The organism is Polaribacter reichenbachii (assembly GCF_001975665.1).
Classification (GTDB): Bacteria; Bacteroidota; Bacteroidia; order Flavobacteriales; family Flavobacteriaceae; genus Polaribacter; species Polaribacter reichenbachii.
In genome coordinates, this window is sequence record NZ_CP019419.1 from 3,548,756 (window position 1) to 3,572,367 (window position 23,612).

Sequence of the window (23,612 nt, forward strand, 5' to 3'; positions counted from 1 at the left end):
TTTTAAATTAAAGGTAATTTCACTGTAAATATGCTTCCTTTTCCTTTTTCACTTTCAACAAACACTGTACCATGGTGTTTTTCTACAATTTCTTTAACATAGGCTAAGCCTAAACCATGACCTTTTACATCATGGACATTTCCTTTTTGTTCTCTATAAAATTTATCAAAAACATTTTTTTGAACGTTTTTGCTCATTCCTATTCCTTGGTCTTTTATTTTAACAATAAAAAACTTATTAGTACTTTGTGTATACACATCTATTATTGGTGCGCCTACTGTATATTTAATTCCGTTTTCTAAAATATTTACGAAAACATTGGTTAAATGAAACTCATTACCAGATATCTCAGAAACAATTGCTTCAAAATGGGTATGTAAAGTTCCATTTCTATCTTTTATTAATAAACTAATGTGATTCATTGCATCTTCTATCACATCATGAATATCGATAACACTTTTACTTATATCTAATTGATTTTTTTCTAACCTAGAGATTCGTAAAACATTTTCTACTTGCGTATGCATTCTTTTATTTTCGTCTCTAATCATATTAATGTAACGCAAAACTTTTTCGTTATCACTAATAATTTTTGGGTTTTTAATAGAATCTAAAGCCAAATTAATTGTTGCAATTGGCGTTTTAAATTCGTGTGTCATATTATTAATAAAATCAGTTTTAATTTCTGATATTTTTTTCTGTTTTGTTAATTGATATAATGAACTAGAAAAAGCAATAATTATTATAAAAATAAAAAATAAAGACAGTAATAATATATTAGAAATACCTGATAAAATATGCTTATTTTTGAACGGAAACGAAATATATAATAAGTATTCTGGATTACCTTCACCATCACTAAATAAAGGATATTTAATACTATCATCCTTATTTATCGTATAATAACCAGATTTTAATTTTGTTGCTAAACCATCATTACTATATACACCATATTTAAAATCTAAATTGATATTTCTTTTTTGTAACTCGTCTTTTATTGTTTCATTTAACTCTCTATTACTAACTCTACTATGAATTGGTTTAGTTTGTATAAACTCTTTAAAAATTAATTCAAACTCACTTTTTTCTATACTTTTTAATCTAGATGTAAAAGAATATCTTTTTTCGTCTATTGAAGAAAATAGGTTATCTGGACCTTTGATTAATTTTGATTGAAAAAAATCGTTTTTGCCAGTAATTCTTTTAACGATAATACTATCATTATCTAAAAAATCAGTAGGCATTTTAAAATTTTCTTCTAAAATTGTACCTCCATATGTGAATTTTTCATTGGTTGTTGTATCTATTTCTTGAAATAGAAAATTTTTAATTTGGGCCTCATCTGCAAGTACCGTATTTTCTAAAATGCCTTGATATTTCTTTTGTAAAGAAGCTCTTTCATTTTCATTAATTCTTTCGGCAACACTACCCAAAGAGATCTGAACATCGTTCTTAAATTGTTCGCGCCTACTTTCTACGGCATTGTTAATCCAATAGAGCTGAACAGCAATAATTCCTATTAAAGAAATACTCATTAAAATAACAATAAGCACAAACATTTTTTTGCCCATAAATCAAAGTTAAGTCATTAAAAAATTGCATTTCGCGTTTTTAACGTTGATTAACAAAAAAGAAAGAATTTTAAGAGTAATTTAACAATAACCTTGCAAATAAAGTAACGTATTAAGTATTTAGTGTTAAAATACTATGGATTTTACTCACTTGACTTTTAGTATCGTCAAGCTTTTCGTTATAAATAATGTAATTAGATTGAAACATTTTTTTTTGGTCATTCCACTGATTCTTCATCCTGTTTAAAACTTCTTTTTTGGTTGAAGAATCTCTTGCAATAACTCGATTAATTTTAGTATCTAAATCCGCATAAACCGTTATTATAATATCGCAATTTAAACTACTTTTACTTTCGAATAAGATTGCATTCTCATAAATAATGTAATCTTTATCATTATTTTTATTGACAAATTCCTGAAAGTGCTTTTTTACTTCTGGATGCACAATTGCATTTAATTCTGATAATTTTTCTTTGTCTTTAAATACTATATCAGCAATGTATTTTCTATTTAAAATATTATCTTTATAAGAATTTTCACCAAAATTGTTAATTAATTTCTGTTTTATAATTCCTGATGAATTCATCAACTTTTTTGCTTCAACATCAGCAATATAAATGGCAACATTATTATTTTCTGCAAAGAATTTTGCCACTGTAGTTTTACCACTACCAATACCACCAGTTAAACCAACAATTTTCATTTATTTTTGAATTAAGAAATCAATTTTAGTAGGTGTAATTTTAATATTCTTTAAGAAATCTGGTTTCGAAATTACTTTCGGAATTAAATATCCCAAATTATTTTTCTCTGCCAAAGCATAATCGCACTCAATAACAAATGAAGATGCAGATACTTTAGAAAAATTAGACAAAGCAACCACAAACACCACTTCAATACTTTCTGTTAAAGTGGTTAAATTAGTATTGTCTGGTAAATTAACAATTACAAAAGGTACTTTTAGCGTACCTTCTGTAAACTTATCTACTTTTCCAGAAATTGTTGCTTTTTTTACCTTATATTTTAAATTATTACTTTTTAAAGGATTCAAAATTTTGACTTCTTTGCTAAAATCAGTTTTTACATCTTTTAATATTAACTTACTTAATTTAAGATGATTAATGTTTTTTACTTGAGATTCGGGACCAGAAATAACAATAGAATCTGGCTGATAACTCACTTCTTCTAAAAGATCGTAACCAATATGATAATTAATTTCTAGATCGGGTTGTAAAGCTACTTTTTTAGAGGATAAAATTCCTAGATCTAAATAAATAGTATCTTGAATAATTTCTTGCAGTTCTACACCAGAAATTAGTTGCTTCTGAATTTTTAAAGATTGATTTCTAGGTAAAAAATAAAACTTAGCATTGTTTTTTCTTTTTAATCTAGATGCATCTAAATTAATTTTTTTATTTCTAATTTTAGATCTTAATATCTTAAAACCTGTAGCTTTTACAGCAATATCTATTTCTTTTATTGGGGTTTCTTGCAACAATTTATCTTGTGCAATATTTGTATAATTTACAGCAAAAGTAACTACAGAAGTATATTCTTTAGAAAAGGTAATTAATAACCAAATTAATGATGAGATGATTAAAAAGGTTATAAATGTTTTCGGTATTTTCTTTGTAGTTTTCACCTATAAATTAAATTTAATGCAATCTACTGAAAAAGCTTGTAAACAAAAAAAATGAGCTTTATCTAATTAAAGAAAAAGCTCATTTTAAAATATTTTATTAGATATTATTTTGTAGCTGGTGCTGCATATTTTTTACTCATTTCCATAGAAATTGCAGAACGTTCAAATTTAATTTTTCCTGCTCCAGTTTCTAAAGTAATGGTATTATCATTAGCATTTATCTCGATAATTTTACCGTGAATACCACTAGTGGTAATAACTTTGGCTCCTTTTTTAATTTCCGCTTGAAAAGCCTTTTCTTTCTTTTGACGGTTAATTTGTGGTCTTAAAATAAAAAAATATAAGACGATAAACATTGCCACGAATGGCAACATACTTGCTAATGTTCCTGAATCCATTATAAAAATTAAATTATGATTTTACTTTTGGTGTTACCATACCTTTAAGAGTTAAAATCTCTCTTCCTGTTTCGGTATTTGTGATTAAAGTAATATTTTTTTGTTGTCTATTTCTTTTACCACTAGTATTAAATCTTACTTGAATGTTTTCAGTTTCTCCTGGTTTAATTGGTTTTTTAGGCCAAACAGGTACTGTACAACCACAAGTTACTTTTGCATCTGTAATAATTAAATCTGTTTTACCAGAGTTAGTTACTTTAAAAACAGTTTCTACAATTTCACCTTCGTTTACAGTTCCAAAATCAAATTCTTTATTTTCGAAAGCAATTGAAGCTGCTCCTTTTTTAATAGCTACATCTCTAGATTTTGCTACTTCTAAATTCTCTTTATTAATCTTTGCACTAGGGTTTGCTTTATCACAAGAAATATATAAACTTGATGAAACTACGAATGCGAATAAAATTGTTATTTTTCTCATAATTCTTAAAATTTGGGTAAAAATAATAAATAATTGTTTAAAAGGAGCGTTTTACAGTAATCCTCTACCTATTTTAACAATTCTTTTTTCTTTTGTAAACTCTTTAGATATTTTATCTAAAACACCATTTATAAAATAACTACTTTTTGTAGTTGAGTAATCTTTAGCTATTTCTATAAACTCGTTAATAGTTACTCTTACTGGTATAGAAGGGAAACTTACAAACTCTGTAATTGCCATTTTAATTAAGATCATGTCTATATCTGCAATTCTATCAGTTTCCCAATTTGGTGTTTTTGCAGTAATATCTTCTTCGTAAGTTTTGTGTTTTAAAACTGTTTTCCTGAACAATTTAGACACAAACTCTTCATCATCTTTATCTTTATACAATCTACTTAGTATAAAAGTTTTGTCTAATTTACATTTACTAAGAGTCTTAACAACCCAAGTATTTACAAACGGAATATCATCTACCCAAGAAATCATTTTATCTTCATAATACTCTGCTAACTTTTCGTTAGGAGCAACAATTTCTTTAAAAAAGTCGATAACAAAAGCTTTGTCTACTTTAAAAGAATCATCAACAGTATTTAAATATTTCTTGTATAAATCACTTTTCTGTAATTCATCAAAAATAATTTTTACATATTCATCATCTAACTCCCAGTTATCTAGTTTATTTAACTCAACATAACCTTCTAAACTTACACTCTCTGTAAGTTGATTGATTAGTTTATTGTCTATAAATTTAGTATTTGGCTTTAAATCTGCTTGAGTAGCAAGAATTTTCTTTTTAGAAAGCGCTATTTTTTTGGCTGCCAGTTTTTGAACTTCAATTAATAATTGAAAATTTAAAACGTACAAATCGTACATTTTTAGAATACTGTGCTTTAAAAACTTCTCTTCTCTAATAATATCATCATTATGAGATTGTTGTATAGCATACACAGATTGCATTACTTTAACTCGAATATGTCTTCTGTTAATCATTGTAAAGAACTTAAAATAGCTTTTTAATTTGCTTTGCAAAAATAGTATTAATTTAGTTTCTCAACATTACTTTTTTAATTCTTTTTTAAGAAAATATATCTTTCTGATTCTCGTATATTCGTGCTTTATTTTTAATTCAATATCTCTTTTGAAAGCATTACAATATTTAAACAAATATTTTTCTAAATACAAATGGCGCATTTTAGCAGGATTGTTAATAACAGTCTTATCTAAACTACTTGCGCTTCAAGTACCTAGAATTATAAAAGAATCTTTTAATGCTGTAGAAGATTATTTAAATGGTACTATCACAGACTTAGCTATTGTTAAAGAAGCTTTGTTAATGAACGTACTTTTAATTGTTGGTTTGGCATTATTAAGTGGTTTTTTTACTTTTTTAATGAGGCAAACAATTATTGTAACTTCTAGATTAATTGAGTTCGATTTAAAAAACGAAATCTATCAGCAATACCAAAAGTTATCACTTAACTTCTATAAACAGAATAGAACTGGTGATTTAATGAACAGAATTAGCGAAGATGTTGGTAAAGTAAGAATGTATGTTGGGCCAGCTGTAATGTACACTATGAATATGATTGTGCTTTTTGCTGTCGGTTTTACACAAATGGCAAGAGTAGATTTAAAACTTACCTTATATACACTAATTCCTTTTCCTTTATTATCAATTTCTATTTTTATTTTAAGTAGAGTTATTCATAAAAGAAGTACTATAGTTCAACAATATTTATCTAAACTAACTACTTTTAATCAAGAGTTTTTTTCGGGAATAAATGTGGTAAAATCTTATGGAATTGAAGCATCAATTATTAAAGATTTTGATATTATTTCTGATTTAAGCAAAGAGAAAAACATAAACCTACAAAAAGCAAATGCTTTATTTTTTCCTTTGATGATTTTTTTGATCGGAATTAGCAACTTAATTGTAATTTACGTTGGTGGAAATCAATATATAAATGGCGAAATAAAATCTGGAGTTATCATTGAGTTTATCATGTATGTAAACATTTTAACTTGGCCAGTTGCAGTTGTGGGTTGGGTAACTTCTATGGTACAACAGGCAGAAGCATCGCAAGCTAGAATAAACGAGTTTTTAGATCAAGAACCAGAGATTAAAAATGATAGTGAAACTGCTACAGAAATTCACGGAAAAGTAACTTTTAAAGATGTTACTTTTACTTATGATGATACAAATATTACTGCTTTAAAGAACATTAATTTTACAGTTGAATCTGGCGAAACTTTAGCTATTTTAGGGAAAACTGGTTCTGGTAAATCTACAATTATAGAGCTAATTTCTAGATTATACGACACTACAAAAGGCACTGTTTTATTAGATGATAAACCAATTGAAAAAGCAAATTTAAATGATGTAAGAAGTCAGATTGGTTTTGTGCCTCAAGATCCATTTTTGTTTTCTGATACTATTGGTAACAATATTAAATTTGGTAAAGAAGATGCTACAGAAAATGAGATTATAGAAGCTGCTAAAAATGCAGTAATCCACAGTAATATTTCTGATTTTACAAACGGATACAATACTATTTTAGGAGAACGTGGAGTAACACTTTCTGGCGGACAAAAACAACGTGTTTCTATTGCCAGAGCTATTATTAAAAATCCTAAAATTTTAATTTTTGATGATTGCTTATCTGCAGTTGATACAGAAACAGAAGAAAAAATACTTTCTAACTTAGAAAAAGTTTCAAAAAACAAAACTACCTTTATTATTAGTCATCGAGTTTCATCAGCAAAAAATGCAGATAAAATTATTGTTTTAGATGATGGTAAAATTATACAACAAGGAACTCACAATCAACTTATAACTGAAAAAGGATATTATAAAGATTTGTACGAACAGCAACTTTTAGAAAAAGAATTTTAAGGTTTAACATTGCTACATTAATTATTTTGTTAGATTTGTACACATAACAAACAAAAGATAACTACTATTTAAAAAAGATTATGGCAGAGAGAGTTGAACAGGAGGAAATTTTTTCGCAAGTACTAAGAGCAGGACGAAGAACCTATTTTTTTGATGTAAGAGCTACAAAAGCAGACGATTATTATTTAACTGTTACAGAGAGTAAAAAATTTACGCATGATGATGGATCTTTTCATTATCAAAAACATAAAATTTATTTATATAAAGAAGATTTTTCTGATTTTCATGAAATGCTAAAAAAAGCAACTGATTATATTATTACAGAAAAAGGTAATGAGGTAATTAGTGAACGTCATCAAAAAGACTTTAAAAAAGAAGATAATACTGCTACAGAAGAAACGAATTCTGCTCAGAGTTTTACAGATGTTTCTTTCGATGATATTTAACAGCTAACTACTGTTTAAAAATCAACTTTTTTGGTGAAATATTTTACCCAAATATGTAGCATAAAAATATAGTATATAATTCAAATTCAATTTACACGTTTCAAAAAACTGTAAGCAATTATGCTTGCAGTTTTTTTATAAAACTTTTTTCATTGTTTTACTTTTAGAAACGGTTTCTTGCCACTCATTTTTAGCATTACTATCTTTTGTAATTCCACCACCAATATAAATAGCAGCAGTTTTATTTTTGATAGCCATACATCTTAAATTTACAAAAAGTGATGATTTTTTATCTAAATTTAATTCACCCAAAAAACCAGTATAAAAACTTCTATCGTAATTTTCGTTTTCTAGAATAAAATCTTTAGCCAAATTTCTAGGCAAACCACAAACAGCAGGTGTTGGATGCAAAGCTCTAATTAAAGATTTTAAATCTGATTTTTCACTCAGCTTCCCTTCTACTTTGGTTCTTAAATGCAGTAAATTACCTGCTTTTATAGTTTCTGTTTTATTAATTTTTAAGTTTGTTGAAATATCTTTTAATTGATCTTCTATAAAATCAGTAACTAATTGTTGCTCTTCTAATTCTTTGCTTTTCCAGATTGGTTTTATTTGACCTTCATCAACCTGAGTACCAGCCAAAGACATTGTTTTAAAATCATCATTTTTAATATTTAAAAGTGTTTCTGGCGTTGCCCCAAACCACAAACCAACTTTAGGATGAAACCAACAATACACAAATGCATTTTTATAATTATGCAGTAATTTTTTATAAATTTCTAGCAAATCAAAATCACTGATTTTAACCAACTCTTTTCTAGAAATAACAACCTTTTTTAATTCTGATTTGTTGATTTTATCAATTGTTTTTTCAACAATATTTATATGATTTTCTTTCGAAGTTTCATCAACCAAAAAAGTATTTTCATTAGCATTAATATTTTCTATTTTAATTTCTTCAGTTAAGCATTCTGATTTTTCTATAGGAAATAAAATGGCTTTTTCATTGGCATTAAAAGGCGCAAAAACAAAACCTGATTCTTTAAAATTACTGGTAAAATGTAGCTTATCATCAGTAATAAAAAAACTAGAAACCGTATTTTTTTTTGGTTTTCTATATACTACAAAAGGTAAATTTTCGTCGTAAAGACGAATTACTTTATCAAAAATTCTCATCAACTACTTTTTGTCTAAAACAATATTGGTTAGTTTACAAATAGAAATTAAGTTGTCTTTTTCATCAACAATTTTAATTTCCCATAAATGTGTAGTTCTACCTTTATGAATTGGTTTTGCAATACCAAAAACATAACCTTCTTTAACACTTTTTACGTGATTAATACTCAACTCAATTCCTTTAACAATTTTAGTTTTTGTATCTACAAATAAAGCAGATGCACAACTACCTACAGTTTCTGCTAAAGCTGCAGTTGCACCTCCATGCAAAATACCATAAGGTTGGTAAACCTTTGAATTTACAGGCATTTTTGCAGTTACAAAATCTAAACCCACATCTACAAACTCTATTTCTAAAGTTTCCATTAAGGTGTTTTTATTTAAATTATTTAAAGTAATAAGTGTTTTTTCTTTATCCATTTAAGCGTGATTAAGAATGTAAAAATAAGCATAATTTATTGTATTTTTGCAGCTCAATATTTAACGAATTTATGTACAAAATACGAGTTATCTTAGATACCAAAGAAGATGTAATTAGAACTATTTTGGTTGATGAGCATATTAATTTAGAAGTTTTACACAATTCAATTGCAACTGCTTTTGGTTTTGAAGGTCAAGAAATGGCCTCTTTTTACAAAACTGATGATGAGTGGAACCAAGGTGATGAAATTCCGTTGTTTAATATGGCAGAAGCTGGTGAAGCAATTTCTATGCAAACTTGTATTTTAAATGAAACTTTACCATTAGAAAATGATAAGCTAATTTATGTTTACGATTTTTTAAATATGTGGACATTCTATGTTGATGTTGTTGAAATTTCATCAGAAAAAAGAGCAGATTTACCACAAACTATTTTATCAGTTGGTGAAATTCCTGCAGAAGCACCTGAAAAAGAATTTATTGCTGATAAATTAGAAGGTGAAGATCATGATGATGATGAATTCGATATTTTTGATGAATTCGATTTTAATGAATATTAATTAGTATTCTGTTTCCAGTTACATTCTTTAACTTTACATTAATATTTTATTATTAGATAAAATTAAATAGCATTATTTCTATAATGTTTATAACTATATACTGCCAACTGTATACTAAAAACTGTTTTTCTACGTAACAAAATTGTATTTTAGTCGTCTTACTTTTTATAACTGACTAAATCAATTTCTTTGGAAACAATCTTATCTCTTAAAAATTTAGACAAAAAATACGGAGTTGTTCACGCTGTGAATAATCTTTCTTTTGATATTCAAAAAGGAAACGTTTACGGAATTCTAGGACCTAATGGCTCTGGAAAATCGACAACTTTAGGTATTATCTTAAATGTTGTAAACCGAACTTCTGGCGAGTTTTCTTGGTTTGATGGAAAACTATCTACCCATGAAGCCTTAAAAAAAGTAGGTGCAATTATAGAACGTCCTAACTTTTACCCTTATATGACAGCAACTCAAAATTTAGCTTTGATTTGTAAAATAAAAGGAATATCAACAGAAAAAATTAATGAAAAACTAACTACAGTAAACCTTTTTGAAAGAAGAGATAGTAAGTTTAAAACTTTTTCTTTGGGTATGAAACAGCGTTTGGCAATTGCATCTGCCTTGTTAAACGATCCAGAAATATTAATTTTAGATGAACCTACAAATGGTTTAGATCCGCAAGGAATTCACGAAATTAGAGAAATTATTAAAAAAATTGCAGCCAATGGAACTACAATTTTGTTAGCCTCTCACCTTCTAGATGAAGTAGAAAAAGTCTGTAGCCATGTAGTTGTAATAAGAAAAGGTGTAAAATTATACGCTGGTAGAGTTGATGAAATGACAGCTTCTAATGGTTTATTAGAACTTAAAGTTGAAGCTAAAGAAGAGCAATTAATTGAGTTTTTAGAAAATCACGAATCCATTTTAAAGGTTTCTAAAGATCATGAAACTATAATTGCAACTTTGAGTAAAAATTTATCGGCATCAGAAATCAATAAAGATTTGTTTAATAAAGGTTTTGTTTTAAGCCATTTGGTAAAACGTAAACCAAGTTTAGAACAACAATTTTTAGATTTAACAAAAAACAACTAATCAACAAAAACATAAAGTCATGTTAAGACTACTTACTATAGAATTTCACAAATTAAAGTATAATAGAGCAAGTAAAGTGCTGTCTATTATTTACTTTGGTTTACTTACATCAATCGCATTAATTGCTGCTATAAAATTTGAATTTGGTAATTTTAAATTACACTTAGCAGATGCAGGAATCTTTAATTTTCCATATATATGGCACTTTAATACCTACATTGCTGCTATTTTAAAATTCTTTTTATTGTTGGTAATTGTATCAATGATGAGTAATGAATACAGTTATAAAACACTAAAGCAAAACCTTATAGATGGTTTGAGTAAAAAGGAATTTATATTATCTAAATTCTATACCGTTATTGCTTTCGCAGGTATTTCTACTGTTTTTGTATTTGTAGTTTCTTTGGTTTTAGGTTTAGTATATTCAGATTATAATGAGTTTGCTATTATTGTTTCTGATCTAGAATACTTGCTAGCTTTCTTTATAAAATTAGTCGGTTTTTTCTCTTTTGGCTTATTCTTAGGTATTTTAGTAAAACGCTCTGCGTTTGCTATTGGTGCTATGTTTGTTTGGCTAATTATAGAAAATATGTTTAGAGGTTATCTTTTCTGGCAATTTAATGAGAATGAACACACTAGTAATACTGTAGATAAATTTATGCAATTTTTGCCTTTAGAATCTATGACTAATTTAATTAAAGAACCTTTTTCTAGATTAGGTGCTGTAAGATCTGCTGCAAATACTATGGGCGAAACTTTTACAAAAAGTTACTCTGTAGATTTTACAAACATCTTAATTGTTTCTTTCTGGACATTCGTATTCATTTATTTGTCTTATAAATTATTATTAAAAAGAGATTTATAATCCTCATTTATTAAATCTATAGTTTAGATTTAGGAATAACATTTCAATATAAAATGAATCAAAATCATATACTCAAAAAGTATATGATTTTTTTTAAACTATTTAGAACGTGAGTGGTCTAATATTGTAATAAGATTGGTTAATTTTTATTAATTTCTTATTATTTTTAGCAGATAATTCCTAATTAAACAATTACTCATTGAAATCTAAACTATCAGTATTCATTTTTATCCTTTTTATTTTCTATTGTAAAGATGTAAAAGCACAGTTAAGTAAAAAACATTTTATACCACCATTAACTTATGCTGAAGAAGGAAATGCAAATCCTGAAAGTCAGTATTTTTACATTTCAACACCTACAAATAAAGACGTTAGTTATACTATAAAACAAATAGGGCAAGACAATGATATTACAGGAATTGTATCAAGCTCAAATCCGCAAGAAATTTTTATTGCTACCGGAGACAGTCAATTATTTGTAAATGCCAATGAAACAGGAACTGTACATACCAATAAAGGTTACATTATAGAAGCTACAGACGTGATTTATGTTTCTGTAAGAGTTTTGGCAGGTGGTGGAGCGCAAGCAGGTGCTTTAGTAAGTAAAGGATCATCTGCTTTAGGCACAACTTTTAGAGCAGGTATGTTTACAAATGAAAATCCTCAAAGTAATTACTTAAACTTTGTTTCTGTAATGGCTTCTGAAGATAATACTCAAATTACTTTTGATGATATTACACCAGGTTTAGAGATAAAAAACTATACAAGTACTTTTCCTTTTTCTGTGGTTTTAAATGAAGGTGAAAGTTATATTGTAGCAACAAGTGCAGATGACGTTATTGTAAATAGAGATGGTTTAATTGGTACTTTAATTTCTTCGGATAAAAATATTGTAGTAAACACGGGTTCTGCAAATGGTAGTTTTCATAATGGTGGTGGACGTGATTATGGTATAGATCAAATTGTTGGTGCAGATAAAATTGGTACAGATTATATTTTTGTAAAAGGTGATGGTAGCAATGGTTGGGAAAATGTTTTAATTGTTGCTCACGAAGATAATACTGTAGTAAGCAGAAATGGAATAAACTCTACTATAAATAAAGGTGAATATACTTTAATAGAAGGTGATGAATTTAATGCAAATGGAAACTTATTTGTAAAAACTTCTAAACCTGCTTTTGCCTATCAAGGAGTTGGTGCTAATACAAGTGAAGCGAACCAAGGTATGTTTTTTGTACCTCCGTTAAGTTGCGAAAGCAGAGGAAAAGTAGATAATATACCTAATATAGAAAGTATTGGTAACACAACTTTTACAGGCGGTATTACAATTGTTACCAACGTAAATGCATCAGTAAATATCAATTCTCAACCTATCACGAATTTTGCTACTTCTGGTCCTTTTTCTATAGACATTGATAATGACGGAATTGCAGATTACGAAACTTATAAAGTAACCAACCTTACAGGAAACATTTCTGTAGATAGTAGTGATGAACTCTATTGTGCATATTTTAATGTTAATGGTGCTGCAACTTCTGGTAGTTTTTACTCAGGTTTCCCTACAGCTCCAGAAATTAATTTCGATACTACAGTTTCAACTTTAGGTAATTGTATTCCTAATCTTACTTTAGAAGCTGCAAACACCAATTTATTTGATAGCATAAAATGGGAATATTATAATGAAACTACTTCAACTTGGGAAGAAAGAAGTTCAAATAACACTTATAAACCTATAGAATCTGAACCTGGTAAATATCGTTTAATTGGTACTATAGATTGTACTGGAGCTACTTTTGAATCTATTGAAATTCCTGTTAGCATTTGTCCTGATGATTTTGATGGCGATTTAATTATAGATAATTTAGATGTAGATATTGATAATGATGGAATCCTAAATTGCGATGAATCTTTAGGCAATGCCACTTTAAATCTTGCAGATGCTGATAATCCTGAAATTATTTTTCAAGATAGCTCTACAAATTCAGCAATTCTTTCTCGAGTTTATTCAGAATCTGATGTTACAAATACATACACAGGTCAGAATAATGGAAATTTTCAATCCATCATTTATCCTTCTGTAGATTCTAAATTACAATACGAACTCAATTTTACGCAAAATGTAAATTTTAAATTCACACAAAACAGAAATCTAGATCACACCATTTCTGATGGCGAATTTTTTATTCTTAAAATTGGTCCAAGCAATAAAAACGTAACCCTTTTAGATCCTGATGATCAACTTTTAATTGATTCTAATTTTGATGGTGAATTCGAATCTGGTATTACAAATATCTCTGCTTCAGAAATCCATTTTAAGTATAAAGCCAATACAACTGGTGCTTCAAGTAATTTTAAGTTTGTTGCAAATCAAGTAGATCAAATCGATTTTAAACATCAATCTACAGGTCTTGCAGCTTCATCCACTTTTAGTGGAAATCTTGAATTAACTTGTTTTACATTAGATTCTGATGGTGATGGAATAGAAAATATGTTTGATCTTGATTCTGATAATGATGGTATTCCTGATATTTCAGAATCATCAGCAACCAAAATAATTTTATCCAATACAGATGCAGATTTAGATGGTTTAGATGATGTTTTTATAGGAATTATCACAAATATTGATACTGATAATGATGGCATTCCTAATCATTTAGATGTAGATGCAGATAATGATGGAATATTTGATTTTGTAGAAGCTGGCATAACCGAAACTGATGCAAATAATGATGGGATTTTAGATGATGCAACTACCGCAAATGTTGGTTTAAACGGATTGTTAAATGCCTTAGAAACATCCCCAGATAATAATATCTTAGCATATACAATTCTAGACACAGATGCTGATAATATTTACAATTTTTTAGAATTAGATGCTGATAATGACAATTGTTTCGATGTTTTTGAAGCTGGTTTTACAGATAATAATGATGATGGAATTCTAGACGCAACTCCTTTTTCAGTAAACAATAATGGAAAAATAATTAACAATTCTGATGGTTATACCACTCCAAACTCAGATTACATAACAAGTGCACCAATAGAAATAAATACTCCTTTTGAAGATGTTATTTTTTGCGAAAACGATACTGATGTAATTACAATAGATACAACAGCAGATAGTTTTCAATGGCAAATTTCTCCTGATGGTTCTACTTGGTCTTCAATTACAGATAATGCTGTTTACAGCAACAGTACTTCAGCAAGTTTACAGATTACAAATACACCTTTAAGTTATCATAATTATCAATACAGAGTAATTTTAAATAGAACTGGTAATGCTTGTACAGAAACTTCAAATTCAATTACACTAACTGTAAATCCCTTACCAATTTTAAAAGCAAACCCAGAATTAAATCAATGTATAGAGGTTGCTGACACCAATACAACAGTTAATTTAACGCTAGCAGAAATCAATATTTCTGAAACTACTAATGTTACTTTTGAGTATTATGAAGATATGGCTGGAGCTAATTTAATTGCAGATCCTACCTCCTATCCTGTACAAGTTAATATTACAGAAACTGTTTATGTAAAAGTAATTTCTGAGTTTTCTTGTGAAACAGATTTAAGTGAATTAACTATAAATGTTGGGCAAACAATAAGAAATTCTTACAATGATCTTCAACCACCCGTTTGCGATGATTTTTTAGATGTTGATGGAAATGATACTGCAGTCAATTCAGATACAGATAACATTACTAATTTTTATTTGGATAAAACTGCTATTATAAATGGTATAAATCCACCAATGAATACAGAAGTTTTCTTTTATGAAAATGAATCTGATAGAGACAATTCTTTGAATGAAATTGATGTTACTAATTTCAGAAACAACATTTCTAAAAATGAAGTTATCAATATTCCAAACGGAATTCAGTTCCCAATTTTCTATAAAATTCTAAGTACAATTAATAATGATTGCCAAGGAATAGGCGAATTTTACGTGCAAATTGATACTGTACCAACAGCAGAAGTAGTTCCAGATTTAGAACTCTGTGATGATGCAATTGATGGTAATGCAACAAACGGAATTGTACAATATTTTGATTTAGAATCGCAAACCACAGCCATTTTAAACGGTCAAAATGCTGCGGATTTTACTGTAACCTATCACGATTCTGAAACTGATGCGAATGCAGGAATTGACGAACTTACTTCTCCTTTTGAAAATTCAGTTCGTGATTCTCAACCAATTTATGTGCGTGTTACAAATAACACAACTGGTTGTTTTACAGATCACACTTCTTTTAATGTAATTGTAAATCCTGTGCCAATTGCCAATTTTGTGAATGATTTAGAAGTTTGTGATGACAATTCTGATGGTTCTGCAAGAAATGGTTTTTCACAATCTATTGATTTAGAATCGCAAACTGCTGGTATTTTAGGTGCTCAAGATCCAAATATTCACATTGTAACTTATCATCGTTCTTTAGCTGATGCTCAATCTGGAAATCTGCCTTTGGTTTCTCCATACACAAATAATACTATTGATAGAGAAACCATTTATGTTCGTATTTTAAACACAAATTCGATGTGTGTTAACGGAATTTCTAATTTTGATGTGATTGTAAATCCAGAACCAACTTTTGAAACTCCTACTAACTTAGCCTATTGTGATGACGATTTAGATGGTGATGATGCCAATGGAATAGTACAAAACATCGATTTAGATAGTAAAATAACAGAAATTTTAGGCGCTTCTCAAAGTCCGAATGATTTTTGGGTTACCTTTCATAAATCGCAAGCGGATGCTACTTCTGGTAATGATCCTGTAGTTTCTCCTTATCAAAATACAAATACAACAGAAACTTTTTATGTTCGTATTCAAAACAAACAAACACTTTGTGTAAATGATGATGCTACTTTTGATGTAATTGTGAATCCTCTACCAGATTTTATGGTAACTACTCCACAAATTTTATGTTTAAATGATTTACCATTAAATATAGCAGTAGAAAGTCCTAGAGATGTTTACACTTATATTTGGAAAGATGAAAATGGAAACACTTTAAACGCTACTTCTGTAGATAATATTGATGTAACAACTGCTGGTAAATACACAGTTACTGCAACTACAACCAATGGAACTTTTTGTGAAAGAACAGAAACCATTGAAGTAAATGCATCTAACATTGCTACTTTAGAAAACAGTTTTATAACAATTATTGATGAATCTAACAACATTAGTAGTGAGGATAATTCATCGATTTCTATTGATGTTATCAATAACGATTTAGGCCCTGGAGATTATCAATTTGCAATAATAAACACAACAGAAAACAACGAAAGAACACCAATGATTGGCTTTCAAGATGAACCTCTTTTCGAGAATTTAGAAGGCGGAATTTATACTATCATCGTAAATGATAAAAATGGTTGTTCACCTGATACTACTTTAGAAGTTTCTGTAATTCAATTTCCTAAATATTTTACGCCTAATGCAGATGGTTATAATGATACTTGGGTAGTAAAAGGGGCAAATAAAACATTTTATCCGAATGCGAGTATCAATATTTTTAATAGATATGGTAAATTAGTAGCACAAGAACCAATAGACAGCCAAGGTTGGAATGGTATGTACCAAGGAAAACTATTACCTTCTGATGATTATTGGTTTAATATTACTCTAATTCCTGCTGATACGAATAAACCAACTATTAATAAAAAAGGAAATTTTTCACTTTTAAGAAAATAAAAAGTCTAAATATTTGTAAAAAAAAAGCCGCTAATATTTCTTAATTTAGCATAAAACTTAAGAAATCATTTTTCAATGGATATCAACTTCAACAAAAACGAAGATTATAATAAATTATTAGTATCAGATTTAAAAAGACGTTTTGCAAAAGTAAAATTAGGTGGTGGTCAAAAAAGAATAGAGAAACATCATCAAAAAGGAAAAATGACAGCTCGTGAAAGAGTAGATTATTTATTAGATAGTAACACAAAATCGATTGAGATTGGTGCTTTTGCTGGTGAAGATATGTATGCAGAACATGGTGGTTGTCCTTCTGGAGGTGTTGTGGTAAAAATGGGTTACATAAAAGGCAAACAATGTATAGTTGTTGCAAATGATGCAACTGTAAAAGCTGGAGCTTGGTTTCCAATAACTGGAAAAAAGAATTTACGAGCACAAGAAATATCCATAGAAAATAAAATTCCGATAATTTATTTAGTAGATTCTGCAGGAGTTTATTTGCCAATGCAAGATGAAATTTTTCCTGATAAAGAACATTTTGGACGCATTTTTAGAAACAATGCCATAATGAGTTCTATGGGTATTACTCAAATTTCTGCAGTGATGGGAAGTTGTGTTGCAGGTGGCGCTTATTTACCAATTATGAGTGATGAAGCTTTAATTGTAGATAAAACAGCAAGTATTTTTTTAGCAGGCAGTTATTTAGTAAAAGCTGCAATTGGCGAATCTATTGATAATGAAACTTTAGGTGGTGCAACTACGCATTGCGAAATATCTGGTGTTACAGATTACAAAGCAAAAGACGATAAAGATGCTTTAGACAAAATTAAATTTATTGTTGATAAAATTGGTGATTATGATAAAGCTGGTTTTAGTAAAACAGAAGCTTATCCACCAAAAGAAAACGAAGATGATATCTTTGGAATTTTACCAAAAGAAAGAAATGCACAATATGATATGCTAGAAATCATAAAACGATTGGTAGACAATTCTGAATTTGAACAATACAAAGAAGGTTATGGAAAAACTATAATAACAGGTTATGCCAGAATTGATGGTTGGGCAGTTGGTATTGTTGCAAATCAACGTAAATTGGTAAAAACTAAAAAAGGAGAAATGCAATTTGGTGGTGTTATTTATAACGATTCTGCTGATAAAGCAACACGCTTTATTGCCAATTGTAATCAGAAAAAAATACCTTTAGTTTTTTTACAAGATGTTACAGGTTTTATGGTAGGTTCTAAATCTGAACATGGAGGAATTATAAAAGATGGTGCTAAAATGGTAAATGCAGTAAGTAATTCTGTTGTACCAAAATTTACTATTGTAATTGGTAATTCTTACGGTGCAGGAAATTATGCTATGTGTGGCAAAGCTTACGACCCAAGATTAATTGTAGCTTGGCCAAGTGCAGAATTGGCTGTAATGAGTGGTAATTCTGCTGCAAAAGTTTTATTGCAAATAGAAACAGCTTCCTTAAAAAAACGTGGTGAAGAAATTACACCAGAAAAAGAAGCTGAATTATTTGATAAAATAAAATCGCGATACGACAAGCAAATTTCCCCATATTACGCAGCTGCCAGAATTTGGACAGATGCTGTAATAAATCCGTTAGAAACCAGAACTTGGATTTCTATGGGAATTGAAGCAGCAAACCACGCTCCTATTGAAAAACCATTTAATATGGGTGTATTGCAGGTGTAATAAATTTTATGCCAAATTATTATCAATATTTAATGACTAATATCATAAATCGCACTTGATATAACTATTATTTTTGTAATCTAACAAATTATCACACAATATGAGTAAAGCTATTTACATTGCCACTATTGAATCTGATAGTGGTAAATCTTTGGTTTCATTAGGTCTTTTAAGAATGATGTTAACCAAATCTTCTAAAGTTGGTTATTTTAGGCCAATTATAAACGAAGTAAAAGACAGTAAGTTTGATGACCATACAAACACTGCTATTAATTTTTTTAATTTAGACATTGACTATGATGACTGTTATGCCTACAAACAAAGTGAGGTTGTAGAGTTATTAAGTGAAGGTAAATCTGATGATGTAATTCATAACGTTATCAAAAAATATAAAAAATTAGAAGCCAAATACGATTACGTATTAGTAGAAGGTACAGACTTTTCTGGTGAAGGTGGCTTTACAGAATTAGATGTAAATCTAATGATTGCCAAAAACTTAAATGCACCAGCATTAATTGTAGGTGCAGGAAATGGCAAAAAAAAGAAAGACTTTGTAAATACTATGCAACTTACCTACCAATCTTTTATCAATAAAGAAGTAGATGTAATTGGTATAGTAGCCAATAAAATTGAAGTTGATGAAGTAGAATACATTTGTAAAGAACTAAAACATAGTTTCCCTAAAGATTTACAAATAGATATTATTCCGAAAGTAGATTTCTTAACATTCCCAACTGTTAAAGAAGTTGTACAAGCTTTAAACGGACGCGTTTTATTTGGAGAACAATTTTTAGATAATGCCATTGGTAGTTATAGTACAGGTGCTATGCAATTGCGTAATTACTTAACACGTATTAAAGAAAATGCTTTAGTTGTAACACCTGGAGATAGAGCTGATATAATTTTAGGTGCTTTACAAGCAAATGCATCTAGCAATTACCCAAAAATTGCAGGTATTATTTTAACAGGTACGTTAACACCAGAAGAATCGATTCTTAAATTAATTGAAGGTGTACAATCTACAGTGCCAATTATTTTAGCTGATGGTGGAACATTTAAAATAACAAACAAAATAGGTTCTGTTAAATCAAAAATTTACGCTACACACGAAAAAAAGATTTTATTGTCTTTAGATACTTTCGATAAATATGTAAATGCAGAAGGTTTAACAAAAAAATTAACTTCTCACAAATCAGATAAGTTAACGCCAAGTATGTTTCAATATAATTTATTGCAAAAAGCAAGAGTTAAAAAGAAACATATTGTTTTACCAGAAGGCGATGATGAAAGAATTATTAGAGCTGCAGCACGTTTACAATTATTAGATATTGTAGATTTAACTTTATTAGGTGATAAAAATACCATTCAATTAAAATGCGATCAAATTGGTTTACAAATCGATTTAGACAGTATTAATATTTTAAATCCTGAAGATTCTATTCATAATGATGATTTTGCCAAAACCTTATATGAAGCTCGTAAACATAAAGGAATGACAGAAACTACTGCAAACGATTTAACAAGAGATGTTTCTTATTATGGAACTTTAATGATAATGAATGGTTTAGCAGACGGAATGGTTTCTGGTGCTGTTCATACAACAATGCATACCATTAAACCTTCTTTACAGTTGATAAAAACAAAACCGGGTGTTTCTGTAGTATCTTCAGTATTTTTTATGTGTTTGTCAGATAGAGTTTCTGTAATGGGAGACTGTGCTGTAAATCCAAACCCAAATGCAGAACAATTAGCAGAAATTGCCATATCTTCAGCACAATCTGCAGAAGCTTTTGGTATTGAAGCAAAAGTAGCAATGTTATCTTACTCATCAGGAAGCTCTGGAAAAGGAGAAGAAGTAGAAAAAGTAAGAAAAGCAACAGAAATTGTTAAAGCAAAAAATCCTAATTTAAAAATTGAAGGACCTATACAATATGATGCTGCAGTAGATATGTCTGTAGCAAAAACTAAAATGCCAAATTCTGAAGTCGCTGGTCAAGCATCCGTATTAATTTTTCCTGATTTAAATACAGGAAACAACACTTATAAAGCCATACAAAGAGAAACAGGCGCATTAGCTATTGGACCAATGTTACAAGGTTTAAACAAACCTGTAAACGATTTAAGTAGAGGCTGTACAGTAGACGACATTTTTAATACAGTATTATTAACCGCAATTCAAGCAGAACAAGAATAATTATGAAAATTTTAGTTTTAAACGCAGGATCATCATCCTTAAAATATCAATTGATAGAAATGCCTGCAGAAACTGTAAAATGCGTGGGTATTGTAGAAAGAATTGGTATGCAAGATGCTATTTTTACACATGAAAAAGACGATAAAAAACATACTGAAGTTTTACCAATTTTAAATCATGAAATAGGGTTAAAAAAAGTAGCTGAGGCTTTACTAAATAAAGAATTAGGTGTTATTTCTTCTGTTGATGATATTGAGGCTGTTGGCCACAGAGTAGTTCATGGAGGAAATAAATTTAGCAAAACAGTTATTGTAAATCAAGAAGTTAAAGACAACATAAAAGAATTATTTGATTTAGCTCCTTTGCATAACCCTGCTAATTTAACAGGCATTGAAATTGCCGAAAACATCTTTACATCAGCTAAACAAATTGCTATTTTTGATACTGCTTTTCATCAAACAATGCCTAGAGAAGCTTACCAATATGCAATTGCAAATTCTTATTTAGATGAGCATAAAATTAGAGCTTATGGTTTTCACGGCACAAGTCATAAATACGTTTCTGAAAAAGCAATTGAATATTTAGGTAAAAAGTCTAAAAATTTACTTTCTATTCATTTAGGAAATGGATGTAGTATTACTGCCATTAAAGATGGTAAATGTATTGATACTTCTTTAGGTTTAGGTCCTGCAAATGGATTAATTATGGGAACTCGTTCTGGAGACATAGATCATTCAGTAGTTTTCTTTCTGATGAAAAAATTCAATAAAACTGCAGAAGAAGTAAATAATTTATTACAGAAACAATCTGGAATGAAAGGCTTAACTGGTTTTTCTGATTTAAGAGAAATTTCTGAAAAAGCTGCAAGCGGAAACGAAGATTGCCAAAATGCTTTAAACTTAGCTGCTTACCGAATTAAAAAATATATTGGTGCATATGCAACTATTTTAAATGGGTTAGATGCAATTATTTTTACAGCAGGAATTGGAGAAAACTCGGCAATTATGAGAAAATTAGCCTGTGAAAATTTAGATTTTTTAGGCATAAACTTAGATGAAAAAAAGAATAAGGTTCGCTCTAAAGAAATTAGAGAAATCCAAACAGAATCATCTAAAGTAAAAGTTTTAATTATACCTACTAACGAAGAGATTGAGATTGCAAAACAATCTTACAATTTAATCAAGTAATAAATAAAGGTATTTCTGAAGTAATTATCTTCAGAAATACCTTATAATTTTGGGGAACTATTTATTTTTTTACAATTCTTTTGGTAGCAATAATTCCTTTTTCTGTTTCAACTTTTAATAAATATACTCCACTAGTTAAGTTTTGGATATTTATTTTATTTTCTGATGAAGTCAATACTTTTTTACCAAGTACATTATACAATTCTACTTTTTTAAGGGTAAAATTAGCATCATCAATAGTCAAAAAAGATGTTGCCGGATTTGGATATACATCAAAATCTACCATTGTTATATCTTTAGTACTTGCAGTAACTTCATTATAATTATAAGTAGTTCTATAATTTGTGTTTGATCTACTTAAAATTTTATTTACAATTCCGTTTGCAGAAAATATAAAATCTATACCGGTTTTATCTTTATAAGGATGTGAAAAATTAGCCATAAGTTGACTAGTATCAAAAGTAATGGTTTCTACAGGTTGCTCAGTTAGTACACCATTATCTAAATAAGATTCTTTTTCTGTAACTGCATTTCCATTACTATCATAAGTATATTCAGATTTATAGTCAGTTACCCAATTAGTACCATCCCAAGATTGTCCATCTTCAATTATAATTCTATCATTAGAATCGTAAGTATACACAGTTCTATCAGAATCTACCCACTTCGTATTATCCCAACTATCAGACTTAGAAATACTAACTTTATTATTTGAATTGTAACTTAAAGTTATTTTAGAAGAATCTTCACCAAATACCCAATTAGATCCATTCCATTGATATGCTATAGCTCCTGAAAGCTCATTATTTGTATTATACTCTAAAATAAACTTATCTTCAATTTCCCAAAGGCTACCACCATTAAACTCATATAAAATTTCAATTAATTTCCCATTAGAATCATAAGCATTTGTCGTTCTATATTGTGAAAATAATGTGCCATTGGTGTTATAATGTTCAGAAAGCTCAATAGTAACTTTATTATTGGCATTATAAGTATAAAAACTTGCGTAAGACTTTGTCCATTTAGAATTAGAATAATCCCAATAAAACTCAGTTTCTGCAGTTAGATTTTTATTGCTGTCATAAATAAATTCAGATTTGTTATTGTTTACCCAATTTGAATTATCAAAGTACTCTCCTAAACTGGACGTGAGTTTGTTTTGACTTACTATAATGGTTGTCATAAATGTGAAAAGCAGTAATGTAATTTTTTTCATATCAATTAAATTTTAAATTTATCAACCAAAACTATTGTTTATTATTAGAAAGGTCAATACCTATAAATAGGT

General features: G+C 28.7%; 18 protein-coding genes. 9 read left to right on the forward strand and 9 right to left on the reverse strand.

Annotated features, from left to right (window positions below; genetic code table 11):
• Nucleotides 1-2: 2 nt before the first annotated feature.
• From BW723_RS15090 to nusB, 6 genes are all read right to left on the reverse strand, one after another.
• Nucleotides 3-1,571 carry a sensor histidine kinase gene (locus BW723_RS15090; RefSeq protein ID WP_068359150.1) on the reverse strand — a complete coding sequence of 523 codons (1,569 nt, stop codon included), beginning with the start codon at nt 1,569-1,571 and terminating at the stop codon, nt 3-5.
• Nucleotides 1,572-1,683: 112 nt separating this feature from the next.
• On the reverse strand, nt 1,684-2,274 hold the full coding sequence (gene coaE, locus BW723_RS15095) for a dephospho-CoA kinase (RefSeq protein ID WP_068359153.1): 591 nt from the start codon (nt 2,272-2,274) through the stop codon (nt 1,684-1,686).
• Nucleotides 2,275-3,213 (reverse strand): CdaR family protein, encoded by a 939-nt coding sequence (locus BW723_RS15100; RefSeq protein ID WP_068359156.1) that lies wholly within the window; start codon nt 3,211-3,213, stop codon nt 2,275-2,277.
• Nucleotides 3,214-3,317: 104 nt separating this feature from the next.
• Complete coding sequence (yajC, locus tag BW723_RS15105) at nt 3,318-3,611, reverse strand: preprotein translocase subunit YajC (protein ID WP_068359158.1); 294 nt, start codon at nt 3,609-3,611, stop codon at nt 3,318-3,320.
• A 13-nt stretch (nt 3,612-3,624) separates the two neighbouring features.
• Nucleotides 3,625-4,089 carry a DUF1573 domain-containing protein gene (locus tag BW723_RS15110; RefSeq protein ID WP_068359161.1) on the reverse strand — a complete coding sequence of 155 codons (465 nt, stop codon included), beginning with the start codon at nt 4,087-4,089 and terminating at the stop codon, nt 3,625-3,627.
• A gap of 51 nt (nt 4,090-4,140) precedes the next feature.
• The gene (nusB, locus tag BW723_RS15115; RefSeq protein WP_068359165.1) at nt 4,141-5,079 is read right to left on the reverse strand and encodes a transcription antitermination factor NusB; all 939 of its coding nucleotides are present in this window, start codon (nt 5,077-5,079) and stop codon (nt 4,141-4,143) included.
• A 148-nt stretch (nt 5,080-5,227) separates the two neighbouring features.
• Between nusB and BW723_RS15120 the strand changes: the two genes are divergently transcribed.
• Both BW723_RS15120 and BW723_RS15125 read left to right on the forward strand, forming a co-directional pair.
• Nucleotides 5,228-6,982 carry an ABC transporter ATP-binding protein gene (locus tag BW723_RS15120; RefSeq protein ID WP_068359167.1) on the forward strand — a complete coding sequence of 585 codons (1,755 nt, stop codon included), beginning with the start codon at nt 5,228-5,230 and terminating at the stop codon, nt 6,980-6,982.
• 80 nt (nt 6,983-7,062) lie between these two features.
• On the forward strand, nt 7,063-7,428 hold the full coding sequence (locus BW723_RS15125; protein ID WP_068359172.1) for a PUR family DNA/RNA-binding protein: 366 nt from the start codon (nt 7,063-7,065) through the stop codon (nt 7,426-7,428).
• Between the two features lie 135 nt (nt 7,429-7,563).
• On the opposite strand, the gene BW723_RS15130 is transcribed toward BW723_RS15125, so the two are convergent.
• Both BW723_RS15130 and BW723_RS15135 read right to left on the reverse strand, forming a co-directional pair.
• A complete protein-coding gene (locus BW723_RS15130; protein WP_175335398.1) occupies nt 7,564-8,604 on the reverse strand; it encodes a chorismate-binding protein in 1,041 nt (346 codons plus the stop codon).
• Between the two features lie 3 nt (nt 8,605-8,607).
• The gene (locus tag BW723_RS15135) at nt 8,608-9,024 is read right to left on the reverse strand and encodes a PaaI family thioesterase (RefSeq protein ID WP_068359173.1); all 417 of its coding nucleotides are present in this window, start codon (nt 9,022-9,024) and stop codon (nt 8,608-8,610) included.
• A 71-nt stretch (nt 9,025-9,095) separates the two neighbouring features.
• Between BW723_RS15135 and BW723_RS15140 the strand changes: the two genes are divergently transcribed.
• The 7 genes from BW723_RS15140 to BW723_RS15170 all read left to right on the forward strand — a co-directional run bounded on the left by BW723_RS15140 (nt 9,096) and on the right by BW723_RS15170 (nt 22,321).
• Nucleotides 9,096-9,584: an IS1096 element passenger TnpR family protein gene (locus BW723_RS15140; RefSeq protein ID WP_068359179.1), complete on the forward strand. Its 489-nt coding sequence runs from the start codon at nt 9,096-9,098 to the stop codon at nt 9,582-9,584.
• A 189-nt stretch (nt 9,585-9,773) separates the two neighbouring features.
• On the forward strand, nt 9,774-10,673 hold the full coding sequence (locus BW723_RS15145) for an ABC transporter ATP-binding protein (protein WP_068359181.1): 900 nt from the start codon (nt 9,774-9,776) through the stop codon (nt 10,671-10,673).
• Between the two features lie 19 nt (nt 10,674-10,692).
• A complete protein-coding gene (locus BW723_RS15150) occupies nt 10,693-11,538 on the forward strand; it encodes an ABC transporter permease (RefSeq protein WP_068359183.1) in 846 nt (281 codons plus the stop codon).
• Between the two features lie 199 nt (nt 11,539-11,737).
• Nucleotides 11,738-17,236, forward strand: a complete 5,499-nt coding sequence (locus tag BW723_RS15155; protein ID WP_076686415.1) for a T9SS type B sorting domain-containing protein — start codon at nt 11,738-11,740, stop codon at nt 17,234-17,236.
• Between the two features lie 75 nt (nt 17,237-17,311).
• Complete coding sequence (locus BW723_RS15160) at nt 17,312-18,940, forward strand: acyl-CoA carboxylase subunit beta (protein ID WP_068358238.1); 1,629 nt, start codon at nt 17,312-17,314, stop codon at nt 18,938-18,940.
• A 100-nt stretch (nt 18,941-19,040) separates the two neighbouring features.
• Entirely contained in the window at nt 19,041-21,134 is a 2,094-nt protein-coding gene (gene pta / locus BW723_RS15165) for a phosphate acetyltransferase (protein ID WP_068358234.1), read from the forward strand.
• Between the two features lie 2 nt (nt 21,135-21,136).
• Nucleotides 21,137-22,321, forward strand: coding sequence for an acetate/propionate family kinase (locus tag BW723_RS15170; RefSeq protein WP_068358230.1), 1,185 nt, complete (start codon nt 21,137-21,139; stop codon nt 22,319-22,321).
• 61 nt (nt 22,322-22,382) lie between these two features.
• Here BW723_RS15170 and BW723_RS15175 read toward each other — a convergent pair whose 3' ends face one another.
• Entirely contained in the window at nt 22,383-23,540 is a 1,158-nt protein-coding gene (locus BW723_RS15175; protein WP_083139604.1) for a T9SS type A sorting domain-containing protein, read from the reverse strand.
• Nucleotides 23,541-23,612 lie beyond the last annotated feature (72 nt).

Coding starts and splice junctions, on each gene's coding strand:
- yajC (WP_068359158.1), bottom strand. CDS start 3,611: ATGGATTCAGGAACATTAGCAAGTATGTTGCCATTCGTGGCAATGTTT.
- BW723_RS15135 (WP_068359173.1), bottom strand. CDS start 9,024: ATGGATAAAGAAAAAACACTTATTACTTTAAATAATTTAAATAAAAAC.
- BW723_RS15170 (WP_068358230.1), top strand. CDS start 21,137: ATGAAAATTTTAGTTTTAAACGCAGGATCATCATCCTTAAAATATCAA.
- nusB (WP_068359165.1), bottom strand. CDS start 5,079: ATGATTAACAGAAGACATATTCGAGTTAAAGTAATGCAATCTGTGTAT.
- BW723_RS15160 (WP_068358238.1), top strand. CDS start 17,312: ATGGATATCAACTTCAACAAAAACGAAGATTATAATAAATTATTAGTA.
- BW723_RS15110 (WP_068359161.1), bottom strand. CDS start 4,089: ATGAGAAAAATAACAATTTTATTCGCATTCGTAGTTTCATCAAGTTTA.
- pta (WP_068358234.1), top strand. CDS start 19,041: ATGAGTAAAGCTATTTACATTGCCACTATTGAATCTGATAGTGGTAAA.
- coaE (WP_068359153.1), bottom strand. CDS start 2,274: ATGAAAATTGTTGGTTTAACTGGTGGTATTGGTAGTGGTAAAACTACA.
- BW723_RS15090 (WP_068359150.1), bottom strand. CDS start 1,571: ATGGGCAAAAAAATGTTTGTGCTTATTGTTATTTTAATGAGTATTTCT.
- BW723_RS15150 (WP_068359183.1), top strand. CDS start 10,693: ATGTTAAGACTACTTACTATAGAATTTCACAAATTAAAGTATAATAGA.
- BW723_RS15140 (WP_068359179.1), top strand. CDS start 9,096: ATGTACAAAATACGAGTTATCTTAGATACCAAAGAAGATGTAATTAGA.
- BW723_RS15125 (WP_068359172.1), top strand. CDS start 7,063: ATGGCAGAGAGAGTTGAACAGGAGGAAATTTTTTCGCAAGTACTAAGA.
- BW723_RS15130 (WP_175335398.1), bottom strand. CDS start 8,604: ATGAGAATTTTTGATAAAGTAATTCGTCTTTACGACGAAAATTTACCT.
- BW723_RS15175 (WP_083139604.1), bottom strand. CDS start 23,540: ATGAAAAAAATTACATTACTGCTTTTCACATTTATGACAACCATTATA.